At 66.7% G+C, this 24,705-nt stretch carries 19 protein-coding genes and 2 pseudogenes; 12 read left to right on the forward strand and 9 right to left on the reverse strand.

The genetic code is table 11. From position 1 onward, the window contains the following. Window positions 1–20: 20 nt before the first annotated feature. From H7F38_RS05020 to H7F38_RS05050, 7 genes are read left to right on the forward strand one after another with little or no spacing between them, the layout of a single operon-like run. The gene (locus H7F38_RS05020) at window positions 21–1,262 is read left to right on the forward strand and encodes a YcaO-like family protein (RefSeq protein ID WP_187093114.1); all 1,242 of its coding nucleotides are present in this window, start codon (window positions 21–23) and stop codon (window positions 1,260–1,262) included. Further along, window positions 1,259–2,497 (forward strand): YcaO-like family protein, encoded by a 1,239-nt coding sequence (locus tag H7F38_RS05025; protein WP_187093115.1) that lies wholly within the window; start codon window positions 1,259–1,261, stop codon window positions 2,495–2,497. Before H7F38_RS05020 ends, H7F38_RS05025 begins: the two co-directional genes overlap by 4 nt. After that, window positions 2,494–3,885 carry a TfuA-like protein gene (locus H7F38_RS05030; RefSeq protein ID WP_187093116.1) on the forward strand — a complete coding sequence of 464 codons (1,392 nt, stop codon included), beginning with the start codon at window positions 2,494–2,496 and terminating at the stop codon, window positions 3,883–3,885. The genes H7F38_RS05025 and H7F38_RS05030 overlap by 4 nt, the downstream gene beginning before the upstream one ends. Beyond that, entirely contained in the window at window positions 3,882–6,935 is a 3,054-nt protein-coding gene (locus H7F38_RS05035) for a DUF4135 domain-containing protein (RefSeq protein WP_187093117.1), read from the forward strand. The genes H7F38_RS05030 and H7F38_RS05035 overlap by 4 nt, the downstream gene beginning before the upstream one ends. 26 nt (window positions 6,936–6,961) lie before the next feature. Beyond that, window positions 6,962–7,762, forward strand: a complete 801-nt coding sequence (locus tag H7F38_RS05040) for an HlyD family efflux transporter periplasmic adaptor subunit (RefSeq protein WP_187093118.1) — start codon at window positions 6,962–6,964, stop codon at window positions 7,760–7,762. Continuing rightward, window positions 7,759–9,981, forward strand: a complete 2,223-nt coding sequence (locus tag H7F38_RS05045; protein WP_187093119.1) for an NHLP family bacteriocin export ABC transporter peptidase/permease/ATPase subunit — start codon at window positions 7,759–7,761, stop codon at window positions 9,979–9,981. Before H7F38_RS05040 ends, H7F38_RS05045 begins: the two co-directional genes overlap by 4 nt. Continuing rightward, window positions 9,978–12,815, forward strand: coding sequence for an NHLP bacteriocin export ABC transporter permease/ATPase subunit (locus H7F38_RS05050; RefSeq protein ID WP_187093120.1), 2,838 nt, complete (start codon window positions 9,978–9,980; stop codon window positions 12,813–12,815). The genes H7F38_RS05045 and H7F38_RS05050 overlap by 4 nt, the downstream gene beginning before the upstream one ends. 12 nt (window positions 12,816–12,827) lie before the next feature. On the opposite strand, the gene H7F38_RS05055 is transcribed toward H7F38_RS05050, so the two are convergent. Further along, entirely contained in the window at window positions 12,828–13,973 is a 1,146-nt protein-coding gene (locus H7F38_RS05055) for an iron-containing alcohol dehydrogenase (protein WP_187093121.1), read from the reverse strand. Window positions 13,974–14,172: 199 nt separating this feature from the next. Here H7F38_RS05055 and H7F38_RS05060 point away from each other — a divergent pair. The 3 genes and pseudogenes from H7F38_RS05060 to H7F38_RS05070 all read left to right on the forward strand — a co-directional run. Continuing rightward, window positions 14,173–14,463: pseudogene (locus H7F38_RS05060) on the forward strand (dihydrofolate reductase family protein); the annotation flags it as partial. A gap of 57 nt (window positions 14,464–14,520) precedes the next feature. Then, window positions 14,521–15,732, forward strand: a pseudogene (locus tag H7F38_RS05065) (ISAzo13 family transposase); the annotation flags it as partial. Window positions 15,733–15,919: 187 nt separating this feature from the next. After that, window positions 15,920–16,258, forward strand: coding sequence for a hypothetical protein (locus H7F38_RS05070; protein ID WP_187093123.1), 339 nt, complete (start codon window positions 15,920–15,922; stop codon window positions 16,256–16,258). A gap of 272 nt (window positions 16,259–16,530) precedes the next feature. Here the strand turns inward: H7F38_RS05070 and H7F38_RS05075 are convergent, their stop codons facing one another. From H7F38_RS05075 to H7F38_RS05090, 4 genes are read right to left on the reverse strand one after another with little or no spacing between them, the layout of a single operon-like run. Continuing rightward, window positions 16,531–17,019: an IS5 family transposase gene (locus H7F38_RS05075; protein ID WP_370531259.1), complete on the reverse strand. Its 489-nt coding sequence runs from the start codon at window positions 17,017–17,019 to the stop codon at window positions 16,531–16,533. A gap of 31 nt (window positions 17,020–17,050) precedes the next feature. Beyond that, window positions 17,051–17,389 carry a transposase gene (locus tag H7F38_RS05080; RefSeq protein ID WP_187093124.1) on the reverse strand — a complete coding sequence of 113 codons (339 nt, stop codon included), beginning with the start codon at window positions 17,387–17,389 and terminating at the stop codon, window positions 17,051–17,053. A 28-nt stretch (window positions 17,390–17,417) separates the two neighbouring features. Then, window positions 17,418–18,578 carry an ISAs1 family transposase gene (locus H7F38_RS05085; RefSeq protein WP_222618137.1) on the reverse strand — a complete coding sequence of 387 codons (1,161 nt, stop codon included), beginning with the start codon at window positions 18,576–18,578 and terminating at the stop codon, window positions 17,418–17,420. A 51-nt stretch (window positions 18,579–18,629) separates the two neighbouring features. Continuing rightward, window positions 18,630–18,890, reverse strand: coding sequence for a transposase (locus tag H7F38_RS05090; protein WP_255498248.1), 261 nt, complete (start codon window positions 18,888–18,890; stop codon window positions 18,630–18,632). 169 nt (window positions 18,891–19,059) lie between these two features. Here H7F38_RS05090 and H7F38_RS05095 point away from each other — a divergent pair, with 169 nt between their 5' ends. Further along, the gene (locus H7F38_RS05095) at window positions 19,060–20,457 is read left to right on the forward strand and encodes an IS1380 family transposase (RefSeq protein WP_187092610.1); all 1,398 of its coding nucleotides are present in this window, start codon (window positions 19,060–19,062) and stop codon (window positions 20,455–20,457) included. Between the two features lie 579 nt (window positions 20,458–21,036). On the opposite strand, the gene H7F38_RS05100 is transcribed toward H7F38_RS05095, so the two are convergent. From H7F38_RS05100 to H7F38_RS05110, 3 genes are all read right to left on the reverse strand, one after another. Beyond that, window positions 21,037–21,279 carry a hypothetical protein gene (locus H7F38_RS05100; RefSeq protein WP_187093126.1) on the reverse strand — a complete coding sequence of 81 codons (243 nt, stop codon included), beginning with the start codon at window positions 21,277–21,279 and terminating at the stop codon, window positions 21,037–21,039. 738 nt (window positions 21,280–22,017) lie between these two features. Further along, entirely contained in the window at window positions 22,018–22,611 is a 594-nt protein-coding gene (locus H7F38_RS05105) for an RNase H family protein (RefSeq protein WP_187093127.1), read from the reverse strand. A gap of 48 nt (window positions 22,612–22,659) precedes the next feature. Further along, window positions 22,660–23,232 (reverse strand): helix-turn-helix domain-containing protein, encoded by a 573-nt coding sequence (locus H7F38_RS05110; RefSeq protein WP_187093128.1) that lies wholly within the window; start codon window positions 23,230–23,232, stop codon window positions 22,660–22,662. A 380-nt stretch (window positions 23,233–23,612) separates the two neighbouring features. Between H7F38_RS05110 and H7F38_RS05115 the strand changes: the two genes are divergently transcribed. Then, the gene (locus H7F38_RS05115) at window positions 23,613–24,113 is read left to right on the forward strand and encodes a MarR family winged helix-turn-helix transcriptional regulator (protein ID WP_187093129.1); all 501 of its coding nucleotides are present in this window, start codon (window positions 23,613–23,615) and stop codon (window positions 24,111–24,113) included. Between the two features lie 54 nt (window positions 24,114–24,167). Here the strand turns inward: H7F38_RS05115 and H7F38_RS05120 are convergent, their stop codons facing one another. After that, window positions 24,168–24,659 (reverse strand): hypothetical protein, encoded by a 492-nt coding sequence (locus tag H7F38_RS05120; protein ID WP_187093130.1) that lies wholly within the window; start codon window positions 24,657–24,659, stop codon window positions 24,168–24,170. Window positions 24,660–24,705 lie beyond the last annotated feature (46 nt).

The following is a 24,705-nucleotide window of genomic DNA, read 5'->3' on the forward strand; positions in this document are numbered from 1 at the left end:
CACCGAGGAGGACCAAGTCGATGAACACCGCCGTGATGATCAACGGTGTTTCCTATACGGCCGAGAAGGGTTTCTACCGAGGAACCCAGCGCACGGCGCCCCCCGAGCAGACCCTCGAGCGCATCCGGGCAGTTGCGCCGACCGTTGGGCTTACCCGGCTGGCCGATGTCACCGGCCTTGACCGGATCGGCATTCCCACCGTTGTCGGGTATCGACCTAATTCGCCGACGCTCACCGTTTCCGGAGGCAAGGGTTTCACCACGCTGGCGGCGATGGTATCGGCCGGTATGGAAGCCGTCGAGATCTGGCACGCAGAAAACCTTCTGCTCGACGTCGTCGTCGACACCCATGCCGCTCTGGATGATCTCGGTCTCACTTCGCCGTCCCACCAACTTCCGCTGACCGGCAACTCACTCTTCGACCCGCATCGCGCCGAACCCTGGGTGACGGGCTGGGATCTGATGACGCAGAAGTCCGTGGCTGTTCCCTATGCGATCGTGAGCATGGGCAACACCAAGCATTTCCCGACTCGTCGATGGATGCCGTTCGTCCCCGGTTCCAACGGGCTGGCCGGCGGCAACCACCTGCTCGAAGCAGTGGCTGCGGCTCTCTACGAGGTCGTCGAACGGGACGCCGTCGCCTGTTCCCGCATGGTCGGCAGCGGTCTGGACCGGCGGGTCGACCTGGACACCGTGATCGATCCCCTGGTCCGCTCGCTGATCGACCAATTCGAGGCTGCCGACGTCTCCGTGTACCTGTACGACTGCACGGTCGACACCCGGGTCCCCACCTACATGTCGGTGGTGGCCGACCGCATCGATCCCGCCATGGGGCTCTACCGCGGCTACGGGGCCCACCTCGATCCGTCGATCGCGATGATCCGGGCGCTCACCGAGTCCGCCCAGGCCCGGTTGCTGCTCATCGCCGGATCCCGGGACGACTATTTCACCCGCGATCAGCGGATCAACCGATTCATGAGCGACGGCCGGCGCGAGATCTTCGACAGCATTCCGGCCACAGTCTCGGCTGCCGAGCAGCTCTCGGCGGCCACTTCGTCCTTCGGCGACGACATCACCGTTGTTCTGGACCGATTGCGGGCCGCCGGCTTGGAGTCGGCCATCGTCGTCGACCTGACTCACCCCGACCTGCAGATTCCGGTGGTGCGGGTCATCGTGCCCGGATTGGAAGGCTACATTTTCGACTACTACCGACCGGGGCCACGCGCGCTGGCGCACGCCCATCAGACAGCGGTGGTGTCATGACATCGGTGTTGACCCGCGACGCCACACCGAAGGGTCTGCGGGCTGATGCCCAACGGGCCATCAGCCCGGAACAGACCCTGGAACGGGTCCGCGGGCGTTTCGGAGCAGTCGGATTGACACGACTGGCCAACGTCACCGGGCTGGACGGCCTCGGCATCCCGGTGGTGCTGTCGGTGCGCCCGCAAGCCGGATACCTGACCGTCGACGCCGGCAAGGGCTTTTCGCTCAGCGCCGCGATGGCATCGGCCGCGATGGAATGTTTCGAACGGTATTCCGGTGAGAACACTCCGTTGCCCCGGTTCACCCGGCCCTATGCCGAGCTCGAGGAGAGCGTCCGGATTCCGATGGAGCAGCTTCCCCTGTCGCGCAACTCGTTGTTCTCGCCGGAACTGCCGGAAGAGTGGGTGATGGCGGAGGATCTGCTGGCTGGCCCCGCCGTCGCTGTACCGGCCGTCATGGTGGCGCTCGAGCGGTTTCGGCACCGCCGATCCTCGTTGCTGCCCTTCGCCTTCAGCTCCAACGGACTCAACTCCGGCAACACCAAGTCGGAAGCCCTGATCGGCGGGTTGTACGAGGTCATCGAGCGGGACGCGACGACCCTGACGAAGCTCGCCTGGCAGTCCGGCGCCCCGATGCGCCGGGTTGATCTGGCCACGGCCGCCAGCCCCGACATCGCCTACCTGGTCGACCACATCCGGGCGAACGGCGTCGAGGTCGTGGTGCTGGACTGCACCGTCGACACCAGGGTTCCGACCTTCACGGCATACCTCTGCGACGTGCAGAACCCGGGTATCGGCCTCTACAACGGCTATGGCACCCATCTCGACCCTCAGGTCGCCGTGATCCGGGCGATCTGCGAGGCGGCGCAGGGGCGTCTGGTCTTCATCGCCGGCTCCCGCGACGACTCCTTCGGACATCATCGCCGCTTCCGGGCCACCTTCGACGAAGCGAACGAAACCTTGTTGGCGAAACCGGAAACCGTCGACCTCACCCACTACGACGACGACTCCGGCGACACCTTCGAGGCCGACGGTCGCACCCTCCTGGCGCGCTTGCAGGCGATCGGAATCGCCCGTGTGCTGGCCGTCGACCTCACCCATCCGGACATCGGCGTCGATGTCTTCCGCGCCGTCGTCCCAGGACTCGAGGGCTACATGCTCGAGGACTTCACCCCCGGAACGCGCGCCCTCGAATGGGCACGCGCCGCCGCCAAGCAGGAAGCCACCCTCTCATGACGATCGTCGTCTACCTCGGCCCCACCATGTCCTGGACCGACGCAGGCCAGATCCTGCCGGCCGCGATCTTTCTTCCGCCCGCGGCCCAGTCCGACATCATCAGCGTTGTCGACGACCTTTCGCCCACCGGAATCCTCCTGGTCGACGGGCTTTTCACGCAGCAGCTATCCGTCTGGCACAAGGAAATCCTGTACGCGCTGGAACGCGGCGTCGCCGTCTACGGCTCGAGCAGCATGGGGGCCCTCCGGGTCGCGGAGACAGCCGTTTTCGGCGCCCGCGGCTTCGGCGAGATCTTCGACGCCTACCTGTCGGGTGAGCTCACCGACGACGACGAAGTCACCGTCATGCACGCCAGTTCGGACGACGGCTTCCGCTCGCTCAGTGATGCGATGGTCAACATCCGCGCGACGCTGCGACTGGCCCGGGAGCAGGCAGTGATCAACGCCGGCCAGCACGAGATGTTGATCGGACTGGCCAAGAACCGCTTCTACCCCGAGCGCAGCTACGCGGCCCTACTGTACGACGCCGCCGGGACGGACCTGCCGGCCGATACCCTTGCCGCACTCGGGAGTTTCGTCCGGACACGCGCCGTCGACCAGAAGCGCGTCGACGCCATCGCGATGCTCGGGCATGTGGCCGAGCACGGCGTCGAGCAGCCACCGCCGGTGACGGTAACCCGCTCTCACCCGTTCCAGGCCATGTACGAGCGGGACCGGCGGGTTCGCCGCAGCGGTACGAGCCTGCCACTGGCGGACATCGGAGCCTATGCGGCCCTGCACCTTCCGAATTTCGATGACATGAACGAACGCGCACTGCACGCCGGCCTGGTCGACGTGCTCGGCGAGATGCTCAAGGTGGAGCCCGGCGATGACGCCCTCGCGCTCGAGCTCCAACGGTTCCAGACCGACCGCCGGCTTCGGACGGCCGAGGAGCTCACGACGTGGCGCCGGGAGAACGATCTGAACGAGGATGATTTCCGGCGGCTGATCCGGCAGCTGGCCACCCGCCGGGCGCTGCGCGCCTGGTACGTCAGCCGGAAGTATCTCGAGAGGACCACGCAGGAGGTACTGGACGAGATGCGCGTCCTTGGCACCTACCCGGCCGTTGCTGATGCCGCCGGCAGTCAGCAGTCTCTGCTGGATGCAGCGCACCCGGACTTCACGCTCCGCGCCGACGACGAGGATCTGCTCGAGCTGATCCGTGCCCAGGCCCGCGAGACCGGGTGGCGACCGACGGTTGGCCTGGACGTCTGGGCCTTCGAGAACGGCTTCAAGGACGTCTACGACGTACGGTTCGAGCTGGTGCGCTCGAAGCTGGCCCGCAAGGCGGGCGCTGACGTCCTCGCGGCGTTGACCGCCGGCAGCGCCGAGGGTCCGAACCTCGCATGACGTCGACCCTCACGATCGTCGCCGTGCCGGGACCGGCTGCGCCACCGGCACTGTCGGTGCTGTCCGTTCTGGCGCGGGCATCGAGTCCGACCGAGCGGATCGCCGGTGGTTGGCTCCGTCCGGTGGGAGGTCCGATGGTGGCGGAGCTGCGACTGGCGCGTTGGACCGAACGGATCGCCGGAGATCGGCCCGAACGGGTCGCGGAAATACTGGCCGAGCACGGATTGTCGATCGGGCAGTGGCGTTCCGGCCTCGGTGATGTCGAGCCGGTGGCCGGCGAACCGTTGCCGGACTGGGCGCAGGATGCGCTGACGCTGGTCGGCACGATCGGCCAGGCGGAGACAATTGGCCAGGCGGAGACAATTGGCCAGGCGGAGACAATTGATCGATTGCTGGTGCCGCACCCGGTACCGCGGTTGCGTGAGATCGCCGGTGTGACACTGCCAGAATGGGTTGACGGCGAACAGCCCTGGCGTTTCTATCCGGGGTTCTGTGACTGGATGTGCCTAGCAGCAGAGGATGTCGAAGAATGGGCTGCCCCGGCGCCGATCTCGTCCACCGCCCGCCGGGACCTGGTGCTGGACCTGGCGCGACGGCAACTGGTCGTCAGCGGACCGGTACTGATGGAGGCAGCGGCCAGGCGACCGGCAGAGGACCTTTTGTTCGCCCGAGACCCCAGAACGGACTGGGTCGACCTCTGGACGACCTACCCCGTCCTGGGCCGACTGCTGGCAACGGTGTGGCGGCAGTGGCGAGAGAGCACCGCGGAGATGTGCCACCGGATCGCCGCCGACCTTCCGACCATCTGTCCGGGGACCGAGGTCAGCACGTTCGAGATGTCCGCCGGCGATCAGCACTGCGGTGGCCGCGGGGTGGCCCGCCTCCGGCTGTCGGACGGCACGTCGATCTTCCTCAAACCACGCACGGACGGCCTCCACCGGGCGCTGGGAGCCGTGCTGGCCACGGTCGACGGGGCCGGCGATCCGCTCGGCCTCAGCCCTTCTCTCAGCCTGCCGGAGGTCGTGGAGCGCGACGGATACATGTGGGTGCGCGAGGCTCCGACCGGCGACAGCGCTGACGCTACAGACCGTACTGACGGCGGGCTCGACAGTGGGATCAGCGCGTATTTCCGCCGAGCCGGCGCCCTGCTGCGGGTGCTGCAGGCCCTGGGATCCACCGACCTTCACCACGAGAACTTCATCCCCACCGCGCATCTCCCGATGCTGGTGGATCTGGAGACGGTGGTCGCACCCGGGCCGATGCGCATCGCGCCACCCGATGACGTCGTCACCGAACGATTGTCGGACAGCCCGGGGCCGACCAGCATGGTCACCAGCGTCATCGCCGGAGGACCGGGCCGCAGCACCGTCGACATCGGCGCACTGGCCGGTCCCAGCCAGGGCCTCACGCCCTACGTCGTCCGGACCCTCGTCCAGGGGGCCGACGGTCCGGAACTGCAGAGCGCCCGCGCACTGACGCTGAACGGCCGGGCCCTACCGTCCCGCGATGGTCATCCCGTTGGGTTGCGCGGCTACGAACAGCAACTCATCGACGGGTTCGCGGACGTCCAGCAGCGGCTGGAACTGCTGGTCGACAGCGACTACCTGCCCGATCTGGAACCCGAACCGGCCGTCCGCCTGGTGGCACGGCCGACGTCGACCTATGCTCGACTGTTGTTGCAGAGCACCGTTCCTGCGGTGTTGATGGATGGCGTGGACCGGGAATTCGTGCTGGAGCAGCTGTATCGCGCCACCGGAACAGCGCCGGCCGGACTGATCGGCTGCGAGGTCCAGGCCCTGCGGGAGCTCGATATCCCCTTGTTCACCATCCCTTTCAGCCGAACGGATCTCATCAGTGATCGTGGGGTGGCGTTGACCGATGCCATGACCGAAGCGCCGGACTCCCGGACCCGCCGCCGGTTGCGGGCGGTGACCGACCGCAGCAGCCACGTCGACGACCTGCGCGCAAACCTTTTTGTGATGGACCCTGACGAACGCGCAGTGGCAGGTGATGAGCATTCCGGAACCGAACACCCCGCCGTTGACCGACACGAGCCGGTCAGACTGCTGCTGGACCGGGCGATCGAGATCGGCGACGGCACGCTGGCCTGGATTGGCCTGGAACACGACCCCAACCGGAACCGCTGGAACTACGGCCGGATGGGCCCGGGCCTGACCGGTCAAGCCGGCATCGCGCTGGCACTGGCGACGGTGTCGGCCGGCATGTCGCCATCGACGAACGCCATTGGTGGGCAACCTCTCTCGAGGTCTGACTGTGCCGCGGCGGCCCGCGCCGCTCTACTGGGCTGCGTCCGGCGGATCGGGAACGGCGACCTGGGCCCGGCGGACGGGTTCAACGGACCGGCGGGTGTCCTCTACGCGACCGCAGTAGCCGCCGCACTTCTCGACGATCCGACGCTGCTGGACGCCGCCCGGATGCTGGTCGTGCCGAGTCTGCGAGCTGCCCGCCGGAAACGGCCGTCGATGGTGATCGGCGGGCGCGCGGGCGCTATCTTCGCCCTGCTGCAGCTGCCTTCGGATGACGCTGTGGCCGATGCGCTCACCGAACTGGCTGATCTGCGTGACGACATCACCGGCGTCGATCCGCCGGACCGCTGGTCGCGCTCGTTGCCGTCCCGAGCCTTCGGCGCAGCTCTGGCGGCGCGGCGGCTGGCCCGCACCCGCGGCGGTCCCGCCGATCTGCCGGCGCTGCCGGCACCGGATGGCGCCGGTGACCGGATCGCATGGGCAACACAGTATCCGGCCTCCGGAGCTGACGTGCACACGCCGTCGACCGACGGGCTGTGGACGCTGCTCGACGACGCCCACCTGGAGCGTGCCCGATCCCGATTGCCGGGAGCGGGGAGGTCCGATGCCGGACACAGCGCCGTCGGCCGTCTCATGAGCCGGCGTGCCAGGACCGGACGGTGGGCCGCGCCGCTGTCGGCCCCCGATTCAGTCCTGCTGTCCCCGATCCACGGGATCGCAGCACTCGCCGTCCTTCTCACGCCGGCCGGCCCCGACATTCCGATCGTGAGGGCTCTGACATGACAATAGATCAATCCGACAGAACCCCCGTGACCACCCCGCCGGACACCGGCCTCGGTCACCCGATCAGCCAGAGCGCTGATTCAATCGACCGGGTGGTTCGCCTGGCACCGAAGTGGGCCGTGTGCGCCCTCGGCGCCTGCTCTCTGCTGGTGGTCAGCATCATTATCTGGGCCATTACCGGCACCGTCACCTCGTCCGTCTCCGTGTCGGGCCTCTACCTCGAGGCCGGTGCACTACGGGTGCAGACGACGAAGGACGCCACCGTCGACCGGGTGTTGGTGACCCTGGGCGAGTCTGTGACCACGGGGCAGGATGTCGTTTCGTTGGAGGGCGGAGGATTTCTGACATCACCCCAGAGCGGTATGGTGACTTCGATTCTGGTGTCCGCAGGTTCGATCATGATCGCCGGCAAGATTGCACTCCGGGTCACCGACCTGTCTCAGCTGGACACCGTGGTGGCGCTGGTGCCGGCCGGCATGACAGGGACCGCCGCCGTCGGGTTACCCGTTCGGATGTCGGTGTCCAGCGCCCCCTCGGGGCAGTACGGCTACCTGCTCGGTACAGTCACCGAGATCAGCTCCGATCCGTACACGACCGCCGAGGTTTCGGAGAAACTCGGGCTTCAGCAGGAGGTCGTCGCCTCCCTCCTGGGCTCGGAACCGGGATTCCTGGCCATCGTCACGCTGGACAGCGAACCGTCAACGGTGTCGCAGTACCGCTGGAGCATCGGGCAGGGCCCGCCCTTCCCGATCACCCAGGGCGTGCCGATCGCAGTCGAGATCGACGTCAGCGAGCAGCGTCCGATCCAGGTGGTGTTCTCCGGATGAGCGCGCCACCTCGGGTCCCCGTTCCGGTCGGGGCGCAGCAGGAGCCCGTCTCGTTCCCGCAGCACCGGATCAAGGTGCCCACCATGCTGCAGATGGAGGAGACGGAGTGCGGCGCAGCATCGCTGGGCATGGTGCTCGCCCATTTCCGGAAAATGGTGCCGCTGGAGGAACTTCGCGAGACCTGCGGGGTGTCCCGCGATGGTTCCAACGCCAGCATCATGTTGAAGGCAGCCCGCGGATACGGCATGCAGGCCAGAGGGTTCCGGCGGCCGTTCGACAAACTTGCCGAAGGTGACCTGCTGCCGCAGATTCTCTTCTGGCGTCACTCGCACTGGGTGGTACTGGAGGGCTTCGGCAAGGACCGTCTGTACATCAACGATCCCGCGGAAGGGCGCCGGGCGATCCCGCTGGACGAAGCCGAGCGTCTTTACAGCGGTGTGGCCCTGCATGCCGCGCCTGGTCCGGATTTTATCGTAGGCGGAAGTCGGAAATCCTGGCTCGCGGAGCTCTGGGCGCGGATGCTGCCGGGCCGGCCGGGATTCATCCTGGCGGCAGTCGCCGGTCTGTTCCTGGTAGTGCCCGGGGTCATGCTCCCGATGTTCACCACGGTCTTCGTCGACACCGTTCTGGAATCCACGACCAGCAACCACGGTGCGGACCTGATCTCGGCGGTCCTGATGGTGTCGCTGCTGATCGGGGCGCTGACCCTGGTCCAGCAGTGGTTCCTGGCAAGGCTGCAGACCAGGCTGGCGGTGTCCGGGTCGTTCCGGCTGGTCGATCACCTGCTCCACCTACCGGTCCAGTACTTCACCCAGCGCTACCCGGGTGTGATCGTCAGCCGGTTGGATCAGGTCGACAGTGTCACCAATCTGCTGGCCGGCCCGATGGTCACCGCAGGCGTCGCGACCGTGGGTCTTGTCGTCTACGCGGTCGCCATGTTCTTTTACAGTCCATTGCTTGCCGGGCTGGCCATCCTGGCCTCACTGCTCAACGTGGTCGCGCTCTGGTACGTGTCCCGGCGCCGTGACGCGGCGAATCAGCTGCAGCTACGGGAAAGTGCCCGTCTGACCGGACTCGGCATGTCGATGGTCTCGCACATCGAGGCGATCAAGACCTCGGGTGTGGAGGACTCGGCGTTCGAGCGGTGGGCCGGATTCCAGGCCAGGTACCTGTTGGCCAGCCAGGAGATGGGCAAGCTCAGCAACGGCCTGTCCGTCGTTCCGTCCACGCTGTCCGGCGTTACGTCGGTGCTGGTGCTGGCCATCGGCGGTGTCGCCGTCATCTCGGGGGATCTGTCGCTGGGAATCCTGGTGGGCTTCCAGGCTCTGATGGCCTCCTTCCTCTCGCCCATCGGCCAGCTCATCGGCCTCGCCCAACAGGCGCAGACCGCTCAGGGCCAGTTGATGCAGATCAACGATGTACTGAACAGCCACGTCGACGAGCAGTTCCTGTGCCCCCCGGGTGCCCAGACGGACATCGGCGGTGTCACTGCGGCGCGGCTCAACGGCGCGCTGGAGCTCAGGGACGTCGAGTTCGGCTATACCCGGACCGGCCCACCGCTGCTCACCGGATTCAATCTTTTGGTAGCGCCGGGCAGCAGGGTGGCGCTGGTCGGCGCGTCCGGATCGGGCAAGTCGACGTTGGTCAAGTTGATTCTGGGGCTGTACGAACCCTGGCAGGGCCAGGTGCTGTTCGACGGACGCACCCGCCGGGTCTGGGATCGGGCACTGCTCACCACCTCCGTGTCGTTCGTCGACCAGCGCATCATGCTGTTCGAGGGCACCGTCCGGGAGAACCTCACGCTCTGGGACGACTCGATCTCCCAGGACGACCTGGTCCGAGCCGCACGTGACGCCTGTATCCACGACGACATCGCGGCCCGGGTAGGCGGTTATGAAGCTGTCGTCCAGGGGGGTGGGCAGAACTTCAGCGGTGGTCAGCGGCAGCGGCTGGAGATCGCCAGAGCCTTGACGCTGGACCCCAGCATCCTGGTGTTGGACGAGGCCACCAGTGCGCTGGACACCGAGACCGAGCAGCGCATCGACCGCAATCTGCGGCGCCGGGGCGCCACCTGCGTGATCGTCGCGCATCGTCTGAGCACCATCCGCGACTGCGACGAGATCATCGTGCTCGACGCGGGCCAGATCACCCAGCGCGGGACGCATGACGAGCTGATCGCGCAGGGCGGCCGCTACGCCGCGCTGGTGGAGGCCGAATGACGGCCGTCGAGTCCCGGACCCTGGATGCGAGCACCCCGGTGGTGCTGGACGGTGTCGAGACGGCGCTGTTCCTGACGTCCGGCGAGGTCGACCTCTTCGTGGTGCCGACCGACGGTGTCGGCCGTCCCGGACGCAGGTTCTACGTCGGATCCGCCGTAGCCGGCACGGTGCTGGTCGGCGCCGAGGCGGCCATGCATCACGGCAATACCTGGAGGCTGGTCGCCGTCGGGATCGCGGCGTCGGTGGTGCCATTGGCCCAGTCCTGGTCGGCGGACCTCGTCAACAGCGCTGAGCTGCGATCCGGCCTGCACCAGTGGTTCACCGCGACCGGGGCTGCTCTGCCAGCCCAGGGGCCGCGGACCGCGATCACCTCGGACCAGATCGGGGTCGACCCTGAACTGGTCGCCGGTCAGGTAGTGAACGCACCGGCCGAACTGCTGTGGTGTGTCACCGAAACGGCCCGGCTCGCCCGGGGCGGAATCCGTCAGGACACCGCGTCGGCGACCCCGTTGGGGGCCGGCTTCTGCCTGGAAGTCCTGACGCCGGGAACAGCAGCCATTCGAACGACGGCGGAGCTGGACCCGGACGATCTGCTCGCCGGGCTCGAGTGGATGCAGTCGGCCCTGCTCACAGCCTATGCGGCCCTCGCGGTGGCGCGGTCGAAGCAGTTCACCGCCCTGCAGGCCGATCGACTCCACCAGGATCAGGCCGTCTGCGACAGCGTCCGCTCGACGTTCGGCCGGATCGACGACGCCGCTCGCTGGCAGGCGCCACCGACGGCGGACGCGGTGTTCGCCGCCTGCCAGTTGCTCGGCCGCGCAGCTGGTATCCGGATCGTCCGACCGCCCGACTGGTCCCGCGGGCACAGCGCGGACCCGATCCGCGCCGTGGCCCGGGCCTCCGGCATCCGGGCACGGGCGGTCACCCTGAGCAGCGGATGGTGGCGCAGCGGCCTGGAGCCGATGGTGGCGTTCACCGAGCCATCTGGCGAACCAGTAGTGCTGGTGCCAAGGGAATCCGGTGCCTACCAGGTCGTCGATCCGCTCACGGGTTCGGAGACCAGGGCCACCGCCGAGCATGCCGCCCGCCTTCGACCGACCGCCTACGTCCTATACCAGCCGATGCCGCCCGGGTCGATGACGGTGCGCGGGCTCCTGCAGTTCGGCCTGCGCGGTAGCGGCCGAGACCTGTTGCGGCTTGTGCTGTTCAGTATCGTGTCCGGCCTGCTGGCCCTCGCCCTCCCGGTGGCCACCGGCAGCATCCTCGGTACCATCGTCCCGGTCGGCAACAGTGGCCTGGTGCTCGCGGGATCACTGATCCTGCTGCTCGTCGGATTCGCCGGCACCGGCTTCCTGCTGTCCCGTTCGGCCGGCCTGCTGCGGCTCCAGGGCAGGATGCTGAACCGGATGCAGTCCGGTCTGTGGGACCGGCTGATCGCCCTCCCGGTGCAGTTCTTCACACGTTACTCGGTGGCCGACCTGACCATGCGGGTGAACGGCGTGGATGCGATCCAACAGATCGTCGCGTCGGTCGCGTCGCAGACCCTGCTGGCCGTGGTCACGCTGGTGTTCAGCCTTGGCCTGTTGTTCGCCTACAACGTGATGCTGGCCGTCATCGTCCTGATCGTCACGGCCATCACCGCGACGATCACCGCCTTCATCACGGCGGCGCAGATCCGGCGGTTGCGGGCGATGTACGACGCCAAGGGCCAGGCCTCGGGCGTGATGCTGCAGATCGTCCAGAGCGCGGACAAGATCCGGGCGGCAGCCGCGGAGAACCGCGCACTCGGTGCCTGGGCGACACGGTATTCGGAGCAGGCGCGCTCGTTGCTGTCCTCGGAGCGGCTGTCGGCGATCCGCACCGCGATCTACGCCATGCTTCCTTCGTTCCTGACGGTCATCACCTTCGCCGCGGTGATGCAACACCCGGGGGTGATGACCACCGCGTCCTTCCTTGCCTTCATCACCGCTCTGGGCCAGATCGCGGGCGCCACCGCCCAACTTGACCTCAACCTCGGGTTCGCGCTCAACATCGTGCCGATCTTCGACCGGATGAAGCCGATCCTGGCCGAGCCCGTCGAAGTGGCCCCGGGGGCCGGCGATCCCGGCCTGCTCGGTGGCCGCGTCGAGCTGTCGTCGGTGACCTATCGCTATCCCGGCATGGATTCGCCGGTGTTGCACGACGTCAGCATCGCCGCCGAGCCGGGGGAATTCATCGCGCTGGTCGGGCCGTCCGGGTCGGGCAAGTCCACCGTGATCCGATTGCTGCTGGGGTTCGACCGTCCGGAGGCCGGATCGGTGACCTACGACGGCAAGGATTTGACCACAATGGACACCCGCGCGGTGCGGGCGCAGATCGGTGTGGCCATGCAGAGCGCCTCGGTGACGGGCGGCGACATCCTCACGGCGATCACCGGTGACTCGCCGTTGACGGAGCAGGATGCCTGGGCGGCAGCAGCGAAAGTCGGTCTGGAGGAGGACATCCGCGCCCTGCCGATGGGGATGCGAACATTGCTCGGCGACAACGCGGTGACCTTCAGCGGCGGCCAGCGGCAGCGGCTCGTCCTGGCGGCCGCCATCGCCCGGAACCCGCGGCTGGTCATCCTGGACGAGGCCACCAGCGCGCTCGATTCGGTGACCCAGGCACAGGTGTCGGAGAGCTTCGACCGGCTGCAGGTCACCCGCGTGGTGGTGGCTCATCGGCTGGGCACCGTCCGTCACGCGGACCGCGTCATCGTGCTGGACGGCGGCCGGGTGGTGCAGGAAGGGACCTTCGAAGGTCTTGCGGCCGTTCCCGGGATCTTCCGGGACATGGTGGTGCGTCAGACGCTCTGAGTGTCGCGTGAGTCAGCCGGCGGCGTGCAGGACCGTCGCGATGTCCGCCCGGGGAACGCCCGGCAGGAACAGGCCGGAGAGCTGCCACGGCGTCGCCACCCGGGTTGCGATGGCATCGACGTCGACCTCGGGGAGCCGGGTCGTCAGACACAGTGCCTGCAGCCAACTCTCGAGACGATCAGCGGCTTCCGCGGGGTCCAGCCCGATGATCCGGACCACCCGCTGCACGGATCCCCATTCCCGCCCGATGGATTTTGCGGCGAGGCATTTCAGCCAGGCCGGGATCAGGGCGGCGAGCGCTTCCGCTTTCGGCAGCCCGGTCACCCGCATCACCTCGGTGGCCAGCGGCCACAGCACATGGCCGGCCGGCGCGCGCCCGACAGGAAGCAGGCCCAGGTGCGTCTGCATACTGGCCAGTGCCGCGGATCTGAGCCAGTCAGGCCCGATAGCGCATTCGCTACTGCCGATCTCCTCGCCCAGCGCCAGGATCGTCTCGCCAAGACCGGCGGCGAGTCCGTCCTGGAAGCGCAACCGATCCCCCGCTATCGCCGGGATGCAGACCCGTGACCACGGCTCGACCAGCCCGGCGCCCAGGGCCGCGACCGGAAGCGTGCCGGTGACGGCCGGGTCGATGATCGCCGCTGCCGATCGCAGGCCGGGGCTGATGATCATCGCGGTCCCGGATGCGCTGCGCCGCATGGCGACCGGGCTGACCTCCGAGCCGGTGCCCAAGGTCGACGGAATGCACACGGTGGGGTTGAGCGCCCTGGTGGGAAGAAAGAACGGCCCGTCGTGGCGGGATCGCCAGCCGTTGGTACTCGGATCTGTCAGAGCCAGTGCGGCGAGCCGGACCACGTCCATGACGCTGCCGCCGCCCAGCGCCACCGGAATGGCGCCCGGGCGGCGGGTGAGCGCCTCCGTCACCGTCTCGACGGCATCGTCCGATCCGGAACTGATGACGACCACCGCAAGCGCCGGCGCAAAGCCTTGGACGGAATCGACCTGAGCGGCCAAGCGCTCGTCGGCGAACAACAACATCGGTCGGCCGGCAAGGGCAACCGGTAGCTGGCGCAACCCGCCTGCGTAGACCATGGTCGGGGTCGACCAGACGTCAACAGTCGGGACCCCAAGGCTCGCAATACCAACGGTTTTTCTCACCTGGTGAGGATATCCCCTCACGGTGGCGTAGGATTGTGGATTCTCCTGACCGCAGTGAAGTGGCGAACGATATTCGCCGGGTGGATTGCGGGAGTCGTAAAGCCACCGGGCATCCCGCGTCGGCCGCCGACCCCGGGTGTCGGAGGCAGTTGGTATAAAGAGTCGCGATGCAACCCGCAACTGCTACCGGGAGATGCTGATGTCGGACACCACCTGCCACATGTCGATCTCGCTCGACGGCTTCGTCGCCGGACCGGATCAGAGCCGGGACGATCCATTGGGCAAGCGCGGCCTCGAGCTGCACGGTTGGCACATGGGCGATGAACACGCTCCCGCGGATCAGACAGCCGTCGAGTGGCTGATGCGACCGCGGGGAGCATACATTATGGGCCGCAACATGTTCGGGCCGATTCGCGGGCAGTGGAACGAGCCGTGGGACGGATGGTGGGGATCTGAGCCGCCTTATAACGCCCCGGTCTTCGTGCTGACTAAGGACGTGCCGGGTAATTACGTAGGTTTGATTGGTTCTTTTCGCTAGAATTGTGCTATGCCCCTACCCACCACCGATGTGGAAGTCCTCACGTCACGGTTGTTGCTGATCAGACCCCATCTGGATGAGCGGGCCTGGCGGTTGTTGCTCGGCTCGGAAGCCAAGGCGCTGGGCCGGGGCGGGATCAAAGTGGTCGCCGGGGCGATCGGTGCGCACCCGGACACCGTGGCCCAAGGAGTCCGCGAATTGGACTACCCCGACCAGATCCCGGGCCGGGTCCGGCGCCCCGGCGCCGGCCGGCCCAGCGCGGCGGTGACCGACCCCACCCTGTGGGAAGCGTTGGATGCCCTGGTGGATCCGGTGACCCGCGGCGATCCGATGTCGATGCTGCGGTGGACAACGAAATCGACGTCGAAACTAGCCGCCACGCTGACCACCAACGGCCACCCGGTGTCGGCATCCACAGTGGGAAACTTGTTGAAGGCCAACGGATACAGCCTGCAAGCCAACGTCAAGACCCTCGAGGGCAACCAACACCCCGACCGCGACGCCCAGTTCAACTATCTCAACGATCAGGCCACCGCGTTCAGCGCCGCCGGTGAACCGGTCATCAGCGTCGACACCAAGAAAAAGGAGCTGATCGGGAATTTCAGCATCGGCGGCAAGGAATGGGAACCCCAGGGTGAACCCACCCGGACCAGCGTCCACGACTTCATGGACAAAACCCTGGGCAAGGTCGCCCCGTACGGGGTGTACGACATCGCCGCGAACACCGGATGGATCAACGTCGGCACCGACGCCGACACCGGGCAGTTCGCCGTGGAATCCATCCGCCGATGGTGGAACACTGTGGGCACCAACACTTATCCAAGCGCAACAAGGTTGATGATCACCGCTGATTCCGGCGGGTCCAACGGCTCCCGGCTACGGTTGTGGAAAACCGAACTCGCCGCGCTGGCCACCGAAACCGGACTGGCGATCACCGTGTGCCACCTTCCGCCGGGCACCTCGAAATGGAACAAGATCGAGCATCGCCTCTTCTGCGCGATCAGCCGTAGCTGGCGGGCCCGACCCCTGACCTCCCACGAAGTCGTCATCGAAACCATCAAAGCCACAACCACCACCACCGGGCTCAGCGTCCACGCCGAACTGGACCTGGGCATCTACGAGAGGGGAATCAAGATCAGCGACCGCCAGATCAAAGAACTTGAAAGCAGCCAGCTACACCGCCATGACTTCCACGGCGACTGGAACTACAGCCTGCACCCCGCGACACGCCCGGACACACCCAAATAATTCGCGGGCGGGCCCTAAGCCTGATGGGTCCGGGCGCCGTCGGGTAGGGCTGACGCACCTGGTGGAGGGTCGCGAGCCCCTCCGGGGGAAGTGGCTCCACGGTCAGGGCCATCAACGCCAGACGTTCATCGTGTGGGATCCCGGCCCACGCACGCAGCTGATGTTGGCTGGCGGAACGCTGCACCGCTTCAGCGGTCAGGGCGGCAGCTTCGCCGGGCTCGCCGAGATGGCGGGCTGCGACCGCGGCCAGGATCTGCAACTCGAGCTGATCGCGTCGGCCGACCGTGTCCCGCCACAGTGCCTGACGGGACAGGGTGGAGGCCTGGGACCATTCGCGCTGCGCCAGGCGAAGCCTGGCCCTCTGGACGGGATGGCTGTGTTCCGGCTGGCCGGCCAGGAGTTCTTCGGCTGTGGAGAGTTGACCACCGGCCAGCAGCAGATCCAGGCGCGCTCGGGTCAGAATCTCGGCGGCGAGGGGGGCATGTTGCAGGTCTGGTAGCTGTTGGGCGGCGGCCAGGTTGAGGGTGGACAAGGTGACCGCGGGGTCCAGGTAGAGCAACCCGTACTGGGCCGCGAGGGCCGCCGCGGGAGCCCACCACTCCACGCTGTTGCCGCCCTCACGTAGTTGCTCCAGTTGATGCCGGCATTCCAGCTGGTCCAGTTGGTCCAGCGCGAGCAAGCCGCGGGCTATTTTGGTCCCCGCGGTCGTAGCGAAATCGGCCCATTGGCCGGTGGTGTCGAAGGCGCGTTGGGCCAGCAGCCACTGCCGGGCTAGGGCGTGTCCCGTGGATCGTTCTCCGTTAGATGCCTGAGCCAGATTCCGATGCTGGCGACGTCGACGGTGCCTCGGTAGACGAACTCCCGTTTGTCATACCGGGTGGCGACCGCGCGGTAGCCGCGTAGCCGGTTGAACGTCCGCTCCACGGTGTTGCGGTCCTTGTAGATTTCCTTGTCGAATTTGGGTGGCCGACCACCACGGGAACCCTTGGACAGGCGACCGTTGATCTGGTTCACCGGCTCCGGGATGGTCGCCTTGATACCCCTACGCCGCAACGACTTACGGATTCTGCCGCTGGAATACGCCTTGTCCGCCAACACCCGATCCGGTCGGGTCCTAGGCCGCCCATCACGGCCGCGCACGATCCGAATATCGGCCAGCACCGCGGTGAACGCCAACGCGTCATGCCGCTGACCAGCCGAGATGACCCGCCCCACCGGCCGACACTTCGAATCAGCCGCCATGTGGATCTTCGTCGTCACCCCGCCGCGGCTACGCCCCAAACCCTCCCGATCAACGACCGGCGGCGGCCGATCCGCAGAATTCTTGTAGTTCGATAGTGCCCCCTGTGTCTTTGAGGGCCTTGATCGGAGCCTCCAACACGACGCTGGCAAGGACGGCGGCGGGGATGTCCTTCGGCGGTTCGTGCCGGGCACCTGCCGCGTGGTGATGCGCCCGGATCACCGTCGCATCCACCCCCAACGCCCACTCACCGACATCGCCGTGATCGCAGTCCGCCCGCAGCATCGACAGCACCCGCTGCCAGGTACCGTCCCCTGACCAGCGACGATGCCGGTTGTACACCGTCTTCCAATTGCCGTAACACTCCGGGAGATCCCAGGGCCCCGGCAAAGTCGCAGATCGCTCATGTCGGGCTGTTTTAGCTGGTCAGCACGAGTTTGAGTGGTCGGTGGGGGTCTCGGGCGTGATGTCGGACGGCTTCTGCGATGTTGCGGGCTCCGTCCAGTCGAAGAAGTCCGATGGCCAGGTTTCGTAGTGTGGCCATGACCTGGGGTCCGTTGCCGGTGCGGGCCTGGGACAGGTCTTCACCGAAGGTGACGTCCCGGACCCAGTGCAAACGGTTTTCAATCGACCAGTGTCCTCGGAGCCAGGTGCCCAGCTGCGCGGCGGACGCCTGGGTCGGGTGCAGGTCGGTGACCGCGTAGACGGTCTCGGTATGCCACTTCTTGGATCGGATCGACCGGACTTTTCTGCTCACCTGAATCGCCTGGGCGGCGTGCGGAAACAGAATTCCCGCGGCGATGGTGACGACTTTGAGGGTTCGTTTCTCGATCCGTCCGTGTCCGCGGTCCTTCTGGGTGTCGGTGACGTCGACGTCGTTCCATGGGAGTTGGGCCAGTCGCCGCCGCAGCGTCGGTTGGTTACCTTTCACGGTGAGCAGGTAATGCGCTCCGCGTTGCTCCACGAGATACTTGGCATGGATTTTCTGGCAGTGCATCGCATCGGCGGTGACCAACGCACCGAGCAACTCGATGTTGTCTAAAAGCTCGGCGAACATGGGGATCTCGTTGGTTTTGACATCGACGTCCAACTGCCCCAGGACCAGGCCTGCGGTGTGAGTGAGCGCTGAGAGCAGATGTCGGCACCGGCCGCCGGCCACGGCGGATCCCCGGACCGATTTGCCGTCGACTGCGATCACTTGAAATGTTTTCGACGCGGTGGCGACCACAGCGGCCCAGGTCCCGACGATGACATCCAAACCGTCGGCGTTGATCCTGTTCAGGGTTCGCCGGATCGTCGACTCGCAGGGTCTCTCACTGGATACGCCAAGTTTGGCCAATACTGCTGGTGCGGTGTCGGCGGCCCATTCGGCGATGGCGACGAAGGAGCGGGCACCGGCGATCACCGCGCACGCGGCCACCGCCAAAATGGTGGACAAGCCGTGCCGGCGGCCGCGCGCGCTGCGGGGGTCGGGAACCGATCGCAGGGCTCGGAGCAACGCCGCCGGCGCCGTGGGGATGTCGGGGAACTCATCTTCGTCGAATTGGTCAACGACGGTATACCTGGGTGATGATGACATCGGGCGTGGTCCTTGGCTGTGAGTGAGTGGCCTCAAGAACCTTCATGATCATCACCGTGGGCCACGCCCACCCGCAAACCGCCCCTCCCGGCGTGTCGCAACCCATCGCCGCAGCTCAAGAATTGTCAACCCGACTTTGCCGGGGCCCTGCGGGAGATCCCGCCACGCCGAACCGGACCTGGTCCGCCACAGCACCCCGTCGACGACCCTGCGGTGATCGACCCACCGACCACCCCGAATCGGGGTCCGATCCGGTAGCAAAGGCTCCAACCGGGCCCACTGCTCATCCGACAAATCATGACGATTCTGCACAAATCAGAGTCTGTCGGAACCGACCTCCAAGATCCGCGGGACACGCCCTAGCCTTGCGCTTTCACGCAGATACTGGATCTGGTGTTTCAAAGTGAGGGAAAGGTGCCCCGACCTGCGATAATGAGGGTCTCTAAGGTCCACATCGTCAGCAAACAGGAGCACCTTTCTGATGCCGAACCCTACCGGTTTCTACCCGCCGTTGACAGTGGACACGACCGCGAAGCGGGTGGTGTCCCACGCCGGTGCTGTGCTGCTGGTCACCACCGCCGGGAAGGTCGGGTTGGACCGGGCTTTGTCTGCGGCGTTGGCGCCGTGGCGCAAGCAGTGGGCGGTGCTGGATCCGGGGAAGATCCTGCTGGACCTGGCGGTCAGCGTCGCCATCGGCGGGGACTGCCTGGCCGACATCTCGGTGGTGCGGTCTGAGCCGGCGGTGTTCGGGCGGGTCGCCTCCGACCCAACAGTGTCCCGGCTGATCGACGCGTTGGCAGCGACCCCGCAGGCCGCTTTGGCGGCGATCAACCAGGCCAGAGCAGCAGTCCGACAGCGGGTGTGGAAGATGGCCGGGAAGGACGCCCCCGACTTCGGAATCGACCGGGACCGGCCGTTGATCATCGACCTGGACGCCACGTTGATCACCTCCCATTCGGAGAAGGAACTGGCGGCGCCGACCTACAAGAAGGGCTTCGGGTTCCACCCGCTCGGGTCGTGGGTGGATCACGGCCCCGACGGCACCGGTGAGCCACTGTCGATGATGCTGCGCCCCGGAAGGGCCGGATCCAACACCGCCGCCGACCACATCGCGGTCACCAAGGATGCGTTGCGGCAGTTGCCCTTCAACCGCCGCGGTGGCCGGATTGGGCGCAGGGTGCTGGTCCGCGCCGACAGCGGCGGCGGCACCCACGAATACCTGAAGTGGCTGGCCGGGCAGGGCCTGTCGTATTCGGTGGGGTTCGGGCTGACGCAGGACATCGTCGACAAGATCAACCTGATCCCCGACCAAGGGTGGACCCCGGCCTACGACGGCGATGGGAAGGTCCGCGACGGGGCGTGGGTCACCGAACTCACCGGCCTGCTGGACCTGTCAACGTGGCCGGCAGGGATGCGGGTGATCGTCCGGGCCGAACGTCCGCACCCCGGGGCGCAGCTGCGGTTCACCGACTCAGGCGGCAACCGGCTGACCGCGTTCGTCACCAACACCACCGGCGGGCAACTCGCGGACCTGGAGTTGCGGCACCGCCACCGGGCCCGCTGCGAAGACCGGATCCGCAACGCGAAAGACACCGGCCTGCGGAACCTGCCCTTGACTGCGTTCGCGCAAAATCAGATCTGGGTCGCCGTCGTCCAGCTCGCTACGGAGCTGACCGCGTGGCTGCAGATGCTGGCGTTGACCGGCACCGGGGCCCGCCGTTGGGAACCGAAACGGCTGCGGTTGCAGCTGTTCTCCGTGGCGGCGACCATCGCCCGGCGGAGCCGCCGGGTCTGGTTGCACCTGTCCGGTCACGCAACCCACCGGCACCTGTTCACCACCGCCCTGGACCGGCTGACCCAGCTGCCGGCGCCGACCTGACCTGCAACAACCCACCCGGCCAGCAAGAAGACAAACCCCCCGGAACGTGGAATCCGGCACCCACCCAGGTGACCCACCGGGGCTTCGACGAACCCGCAGACATGCCCGTCGGTGCGAAACACCAGATCTATCGCGCCGAGGAAAGGCCGGGCGTCTCACGAAAGATTGAGGCTAGGTGGCGCGCGCTGGGTGCTGCTTTCGTCTGAGGGCAGGTGAAACCCGGCCACCCAGCTCCGAGCGCGACCCGTGAGCAAGTGGTCCCTGACCTGACGGCCGACAGACTGCAACTCTCGGTTGCTGCAAAGCACGCGATCCTCCGGCAGCTACCCAAGCCACATCCATCTTGACCAGCAATGTTGCGTCTGAACCAGCCGTCTGATGGGATAAAGGAGGCGTTAGCGGAGGATAGCTCTACGGCAGGCCCGGAAACCGACCAGGTGAAACCGGTTTTGCAAACGCCCCACCATGGGTTGGTTGCGTGGCCTGGGTCCCAGGTTCGCGTCACTGTGCTCGACACGAAGGCCGGTCCACCTCGAGAGAGGATGGCCGGCCTTTTTGGTATGGAGACGGACTTCAGATTCACCGGGTCCGAGGACCCGTGAACGAGGACCCCTCCAGGGGATCGGCAACATCCGGTGGCAAGAGCACGATGATGTCGCCGACGAGGTTCCCAGAGATCTTCGTGTCACCGCTGCTGTGTTCACCGCGCTTCAGCACCACCGCGCGGAGACTCCGGGCGACCAGGTAGAGGAAGATGTCGTTGACCTCCACGCCTCTCGAATGCGCGAGCCCCCCGACCTCCTGCAGCGCTACATGTCTCACCGATCCGCCGACCGATCCCGATCGGGCCGTTGATGGACGTACTCGGTGCACCCCGTTCTTGCCGGATCCCGGCGGCCACCCCTTGGTAGGTCGCCGCTGCCGATCCGACGAGGCAGGTGGGACGGGCAACCCGGGCTCGGTTCGAGGTCGGAGATCTGGGCCGCGAGGTTGACCATGCAAAGGCCGTCAGCGTCGCCATGTTTCGCTCGGCGATGGCGAGCGTCTGTGCCTCGCCTGACCACAAGGATCCGGCGCAACCGCGTCCAGTCCTAGGGTCGGAAGTCACCGGAGGGCCAGCATTTCGGCTGTTGCACGCCGCCTCTGGCGCCCCACCTCGCCGGCCTCGGGCGAAGGTCTTCATCCGGTGCGGTCGACGCATCCACGATCATCCGAGCGATCTCTCGTCCTTGGCGATCTCTCATCCGCAGAGTTCGGGCGGCGGCGCCCGCCGACAATCGGTCCCCATCAATCGAGAACGAATGACCCGTTTCGAAACCCCCACGTGCTGGCAGGGATGCGCGGATCACGACCCGGGGAATTCGACCCGTTCCCGGTCATCTCGAATTGCATCCCTGGTGGATCCGGCTTGTCGCCCATCTCCGCTCGGTGCCATATGATGCCAACGGCACAGAGCCCCCTTCTGGTTGAGACAGACGTAGAGGCCCCCACACTCCGGTGTGGGGGCCTTCTGCGTGCGTGCCGGCTCTACTGCGTGGTTGCAAGAGACCATCGGAACATTCAGAACAGGAACCCGGTCTCCTGCAACGCCGGGCTCGGTTCGAGATCGGCGACCGGCGGGCGGCTCGGGGACCTGGCGGCGTCGGGGGCAACGGTCCCGGATTCGCCCGGCCACACACCTGACTCCTCGACCTCGCAGCCCGCCGCCTGTGCGGCTCGCGCCCCGCGACCGGCCAGGTCGTCGGCCCGGACGTTGAGCGGGTGCACGCTCTCGTCACGCAGGTGCGCCTTGACCTTGACGAACGTGACGGTGCCCGCCCGCGAGTCCAGCAGGGCGTGGATCTCCTTGATGATGTCGAGATTGGCGATCGGGCCGGTCTTGCGGACGTAGCCCGCCCGCTGCCAGCCGACCTTCCAGGTCGACGAGCAGCCGATCGCATAGGCCGAATCCGACTGGATCTCGAGACGCTGATCAGGGTGATGACGGAGCACCGTCAGGATCGCCATCAATTCGCCGATCTGGTTGGTTCCCGAAGGCCGGCCGCCATAGGTGAACGTTCCGTCGCCGCAGATGTAGGCCCACCCCGTCGGGCCGTCGGGGTTCCGCAGGCACGAGCCGTCGGTGCCGAAGGTGAGGATCTGTCCACTGCTCATGCAGATCAGATTGCCACAGGGAACCGGCTCTTCCCGGCCGTCGGCGTCCTATCCGGTGTTGGCGGCGGAGTCGTGTTCGATGAAGGTGCTCAGACCCACCCAGCACTCGAACAGAGTGCGTCCGGAGATCTGCGCGATCGTCCGGATCAACGGTTCCTCGAGCAGCAGGTCCCCGTTGGAGTCCGTGCCGTTGGCGGCATGGAGGCCCAGCATCCCCCGCACCGGCTGGAGCCACGTCTGCTCCCCGGACATCATCCGTTCCACCCGCACCCGGATCGCCGGAACCTGCGGACCGGATCCACGCAGTTGGAGCGGCACCATCGCCTCGTCCACGACCGGGGGGCCCTTGTCGGTGAGGGCCATCGCGGCATCCGCGGCCACCTGGGAGAGGTCGATGTCCAGTGCACGACAGATACTTGCCATCACCTCGTCCGGCAGAGTGCGCCGGCCCGCCTCGAAACGGACGTACCTGGGAGCCGACAGCGGCATGTCCATGCGTTCCAGCAGGAGCCGGACACTCACCCGTTGCTCCCGCCGCGCCCAGGCGATGACGTTGGCCATGGACGTCTGCATCGGGTCCGCCCCGGTCGCTACCACACCGGACAGATCGAGACTCGTCATTGCTGTCGCCGCCGGCCTTTCATCAACTCGCGCACTGTTTCTCAGGGTGGATGATCGGACTCTACAAGCTGAATAGAGCTCTATCCACGGAGTTCATCCTTCTGTGCGAAGGCTGCTCGCTGGGGTGACTTCGTTGTCTCTCTGCGTCGAACACCCGCGCCCCTTCGGTGTCCGGCGCCACCCGACCTCCTTTGCATAGTTAGCGGGGGTTTTATTCGAACGGCCGCTGGTTACATCACATTGTGGCGGCCGGAACCGGCCGCTGGACGCGCCGCCCGATCGATCTCCATTTCGAGAATGGTCGCTGGTTGGTCCCCTGCGCTGCAACGCTTCACCAGGGTGCGTCGAGGTCCAATGCGTCCGGGAGGACAGAAGAAACGATGGCTACCGATACCAGGACAGCGCGACGCCCCGCGGCTTCCGTTGTCGACTCCGACGGGTTGACCACCGAGCTGATCTCGCAGCTGGCCCGGCGCACCGCCTTCGAGTTCTCCGACCAACTGGCACCACTGGGCCTGACGCCGGCCCAGTTCGCCGTCATCGACTTCCTCTTCACCAGCGGCGGGTCTGCGACCCAGGCCGAGATCGCCAGATCGGTCGGCGTCGAGCAGCCGACCATGGCGGCCACCCTGCGCCGGATGGAGCGGGACAACCTCATCGTGCGGGTCGCCGATCCGTCCGACGGACGCCAGAGCTTCGTGTCGCCGACGCCGGCGGTGAAGCGCAAGCGCACGAAGCTGACGGCAGCACATCACCGCGTGGAACTGACGATGCTCTCCTCGCTCGACGAGTCCGAGAAGCGCGAGTTGCGGCGCCTGCTCGTCAAGATGCAGAGCGTGAATTCGGTCGTGCGACCGCGGCAGCCGACCAGGAACTCCTGACGGTGCTCGTCGCCACCTGAGGCCGACCGGTCGACTCCGACCGGGCTCGTTCGCTCAGCTCGCGACGGGACCAAGGCTCGACAACGCCCCCAGATCGGACATCGCCAGCACCACCCGGCGGTCGTCCCGGTACCTGCCCAACTCCACGTCGCGAATGCCGAGATCCTCCAGCACCGCTCTTCGCCGACCGGCGGCTTCGTCAGGTCCGAGCGTGTCAGGTGGAGCCGAGCGGAGGTCGGCGTCGAGCAGTTGCCCCCACACCTCGAAGTCGATCTCGGCGACGACGTACCCCCGGCTACCCATCGCCTGTCCACCGATGCAGCCTCTGGCGATCTTGGCCCGGATCGCATTCGTGGTCCCCGGCAACAGGTGCTCGCTCAGCTCCGGTTGGCAGTCGAGCGCCTCGAGCGCGGCCTCGAGTGCGTGGTGGGCCAGCTCCAGGAACGTTGCCTCGGACAGGCCCGCCAGCGCGTCGGCCAGGCCGGCGCAATGGCCTTGGTCCGAGTAGATCCGGTCGGCCAGCGACGCGGCGACGGCTGCGGTCAATGTTGTCGCACCTGGGCGGGAAAGGCGTCCCGCCATCGATCCAGAC

This window comes from Nakamurella sp. PAMC28650, from assembly GCF_014303395.1.
Lineage (GTDB): Bacteria > Actinomycetota > Actinomycetes > Mycobacteriales > Nakamurellaceae > Nakamurella.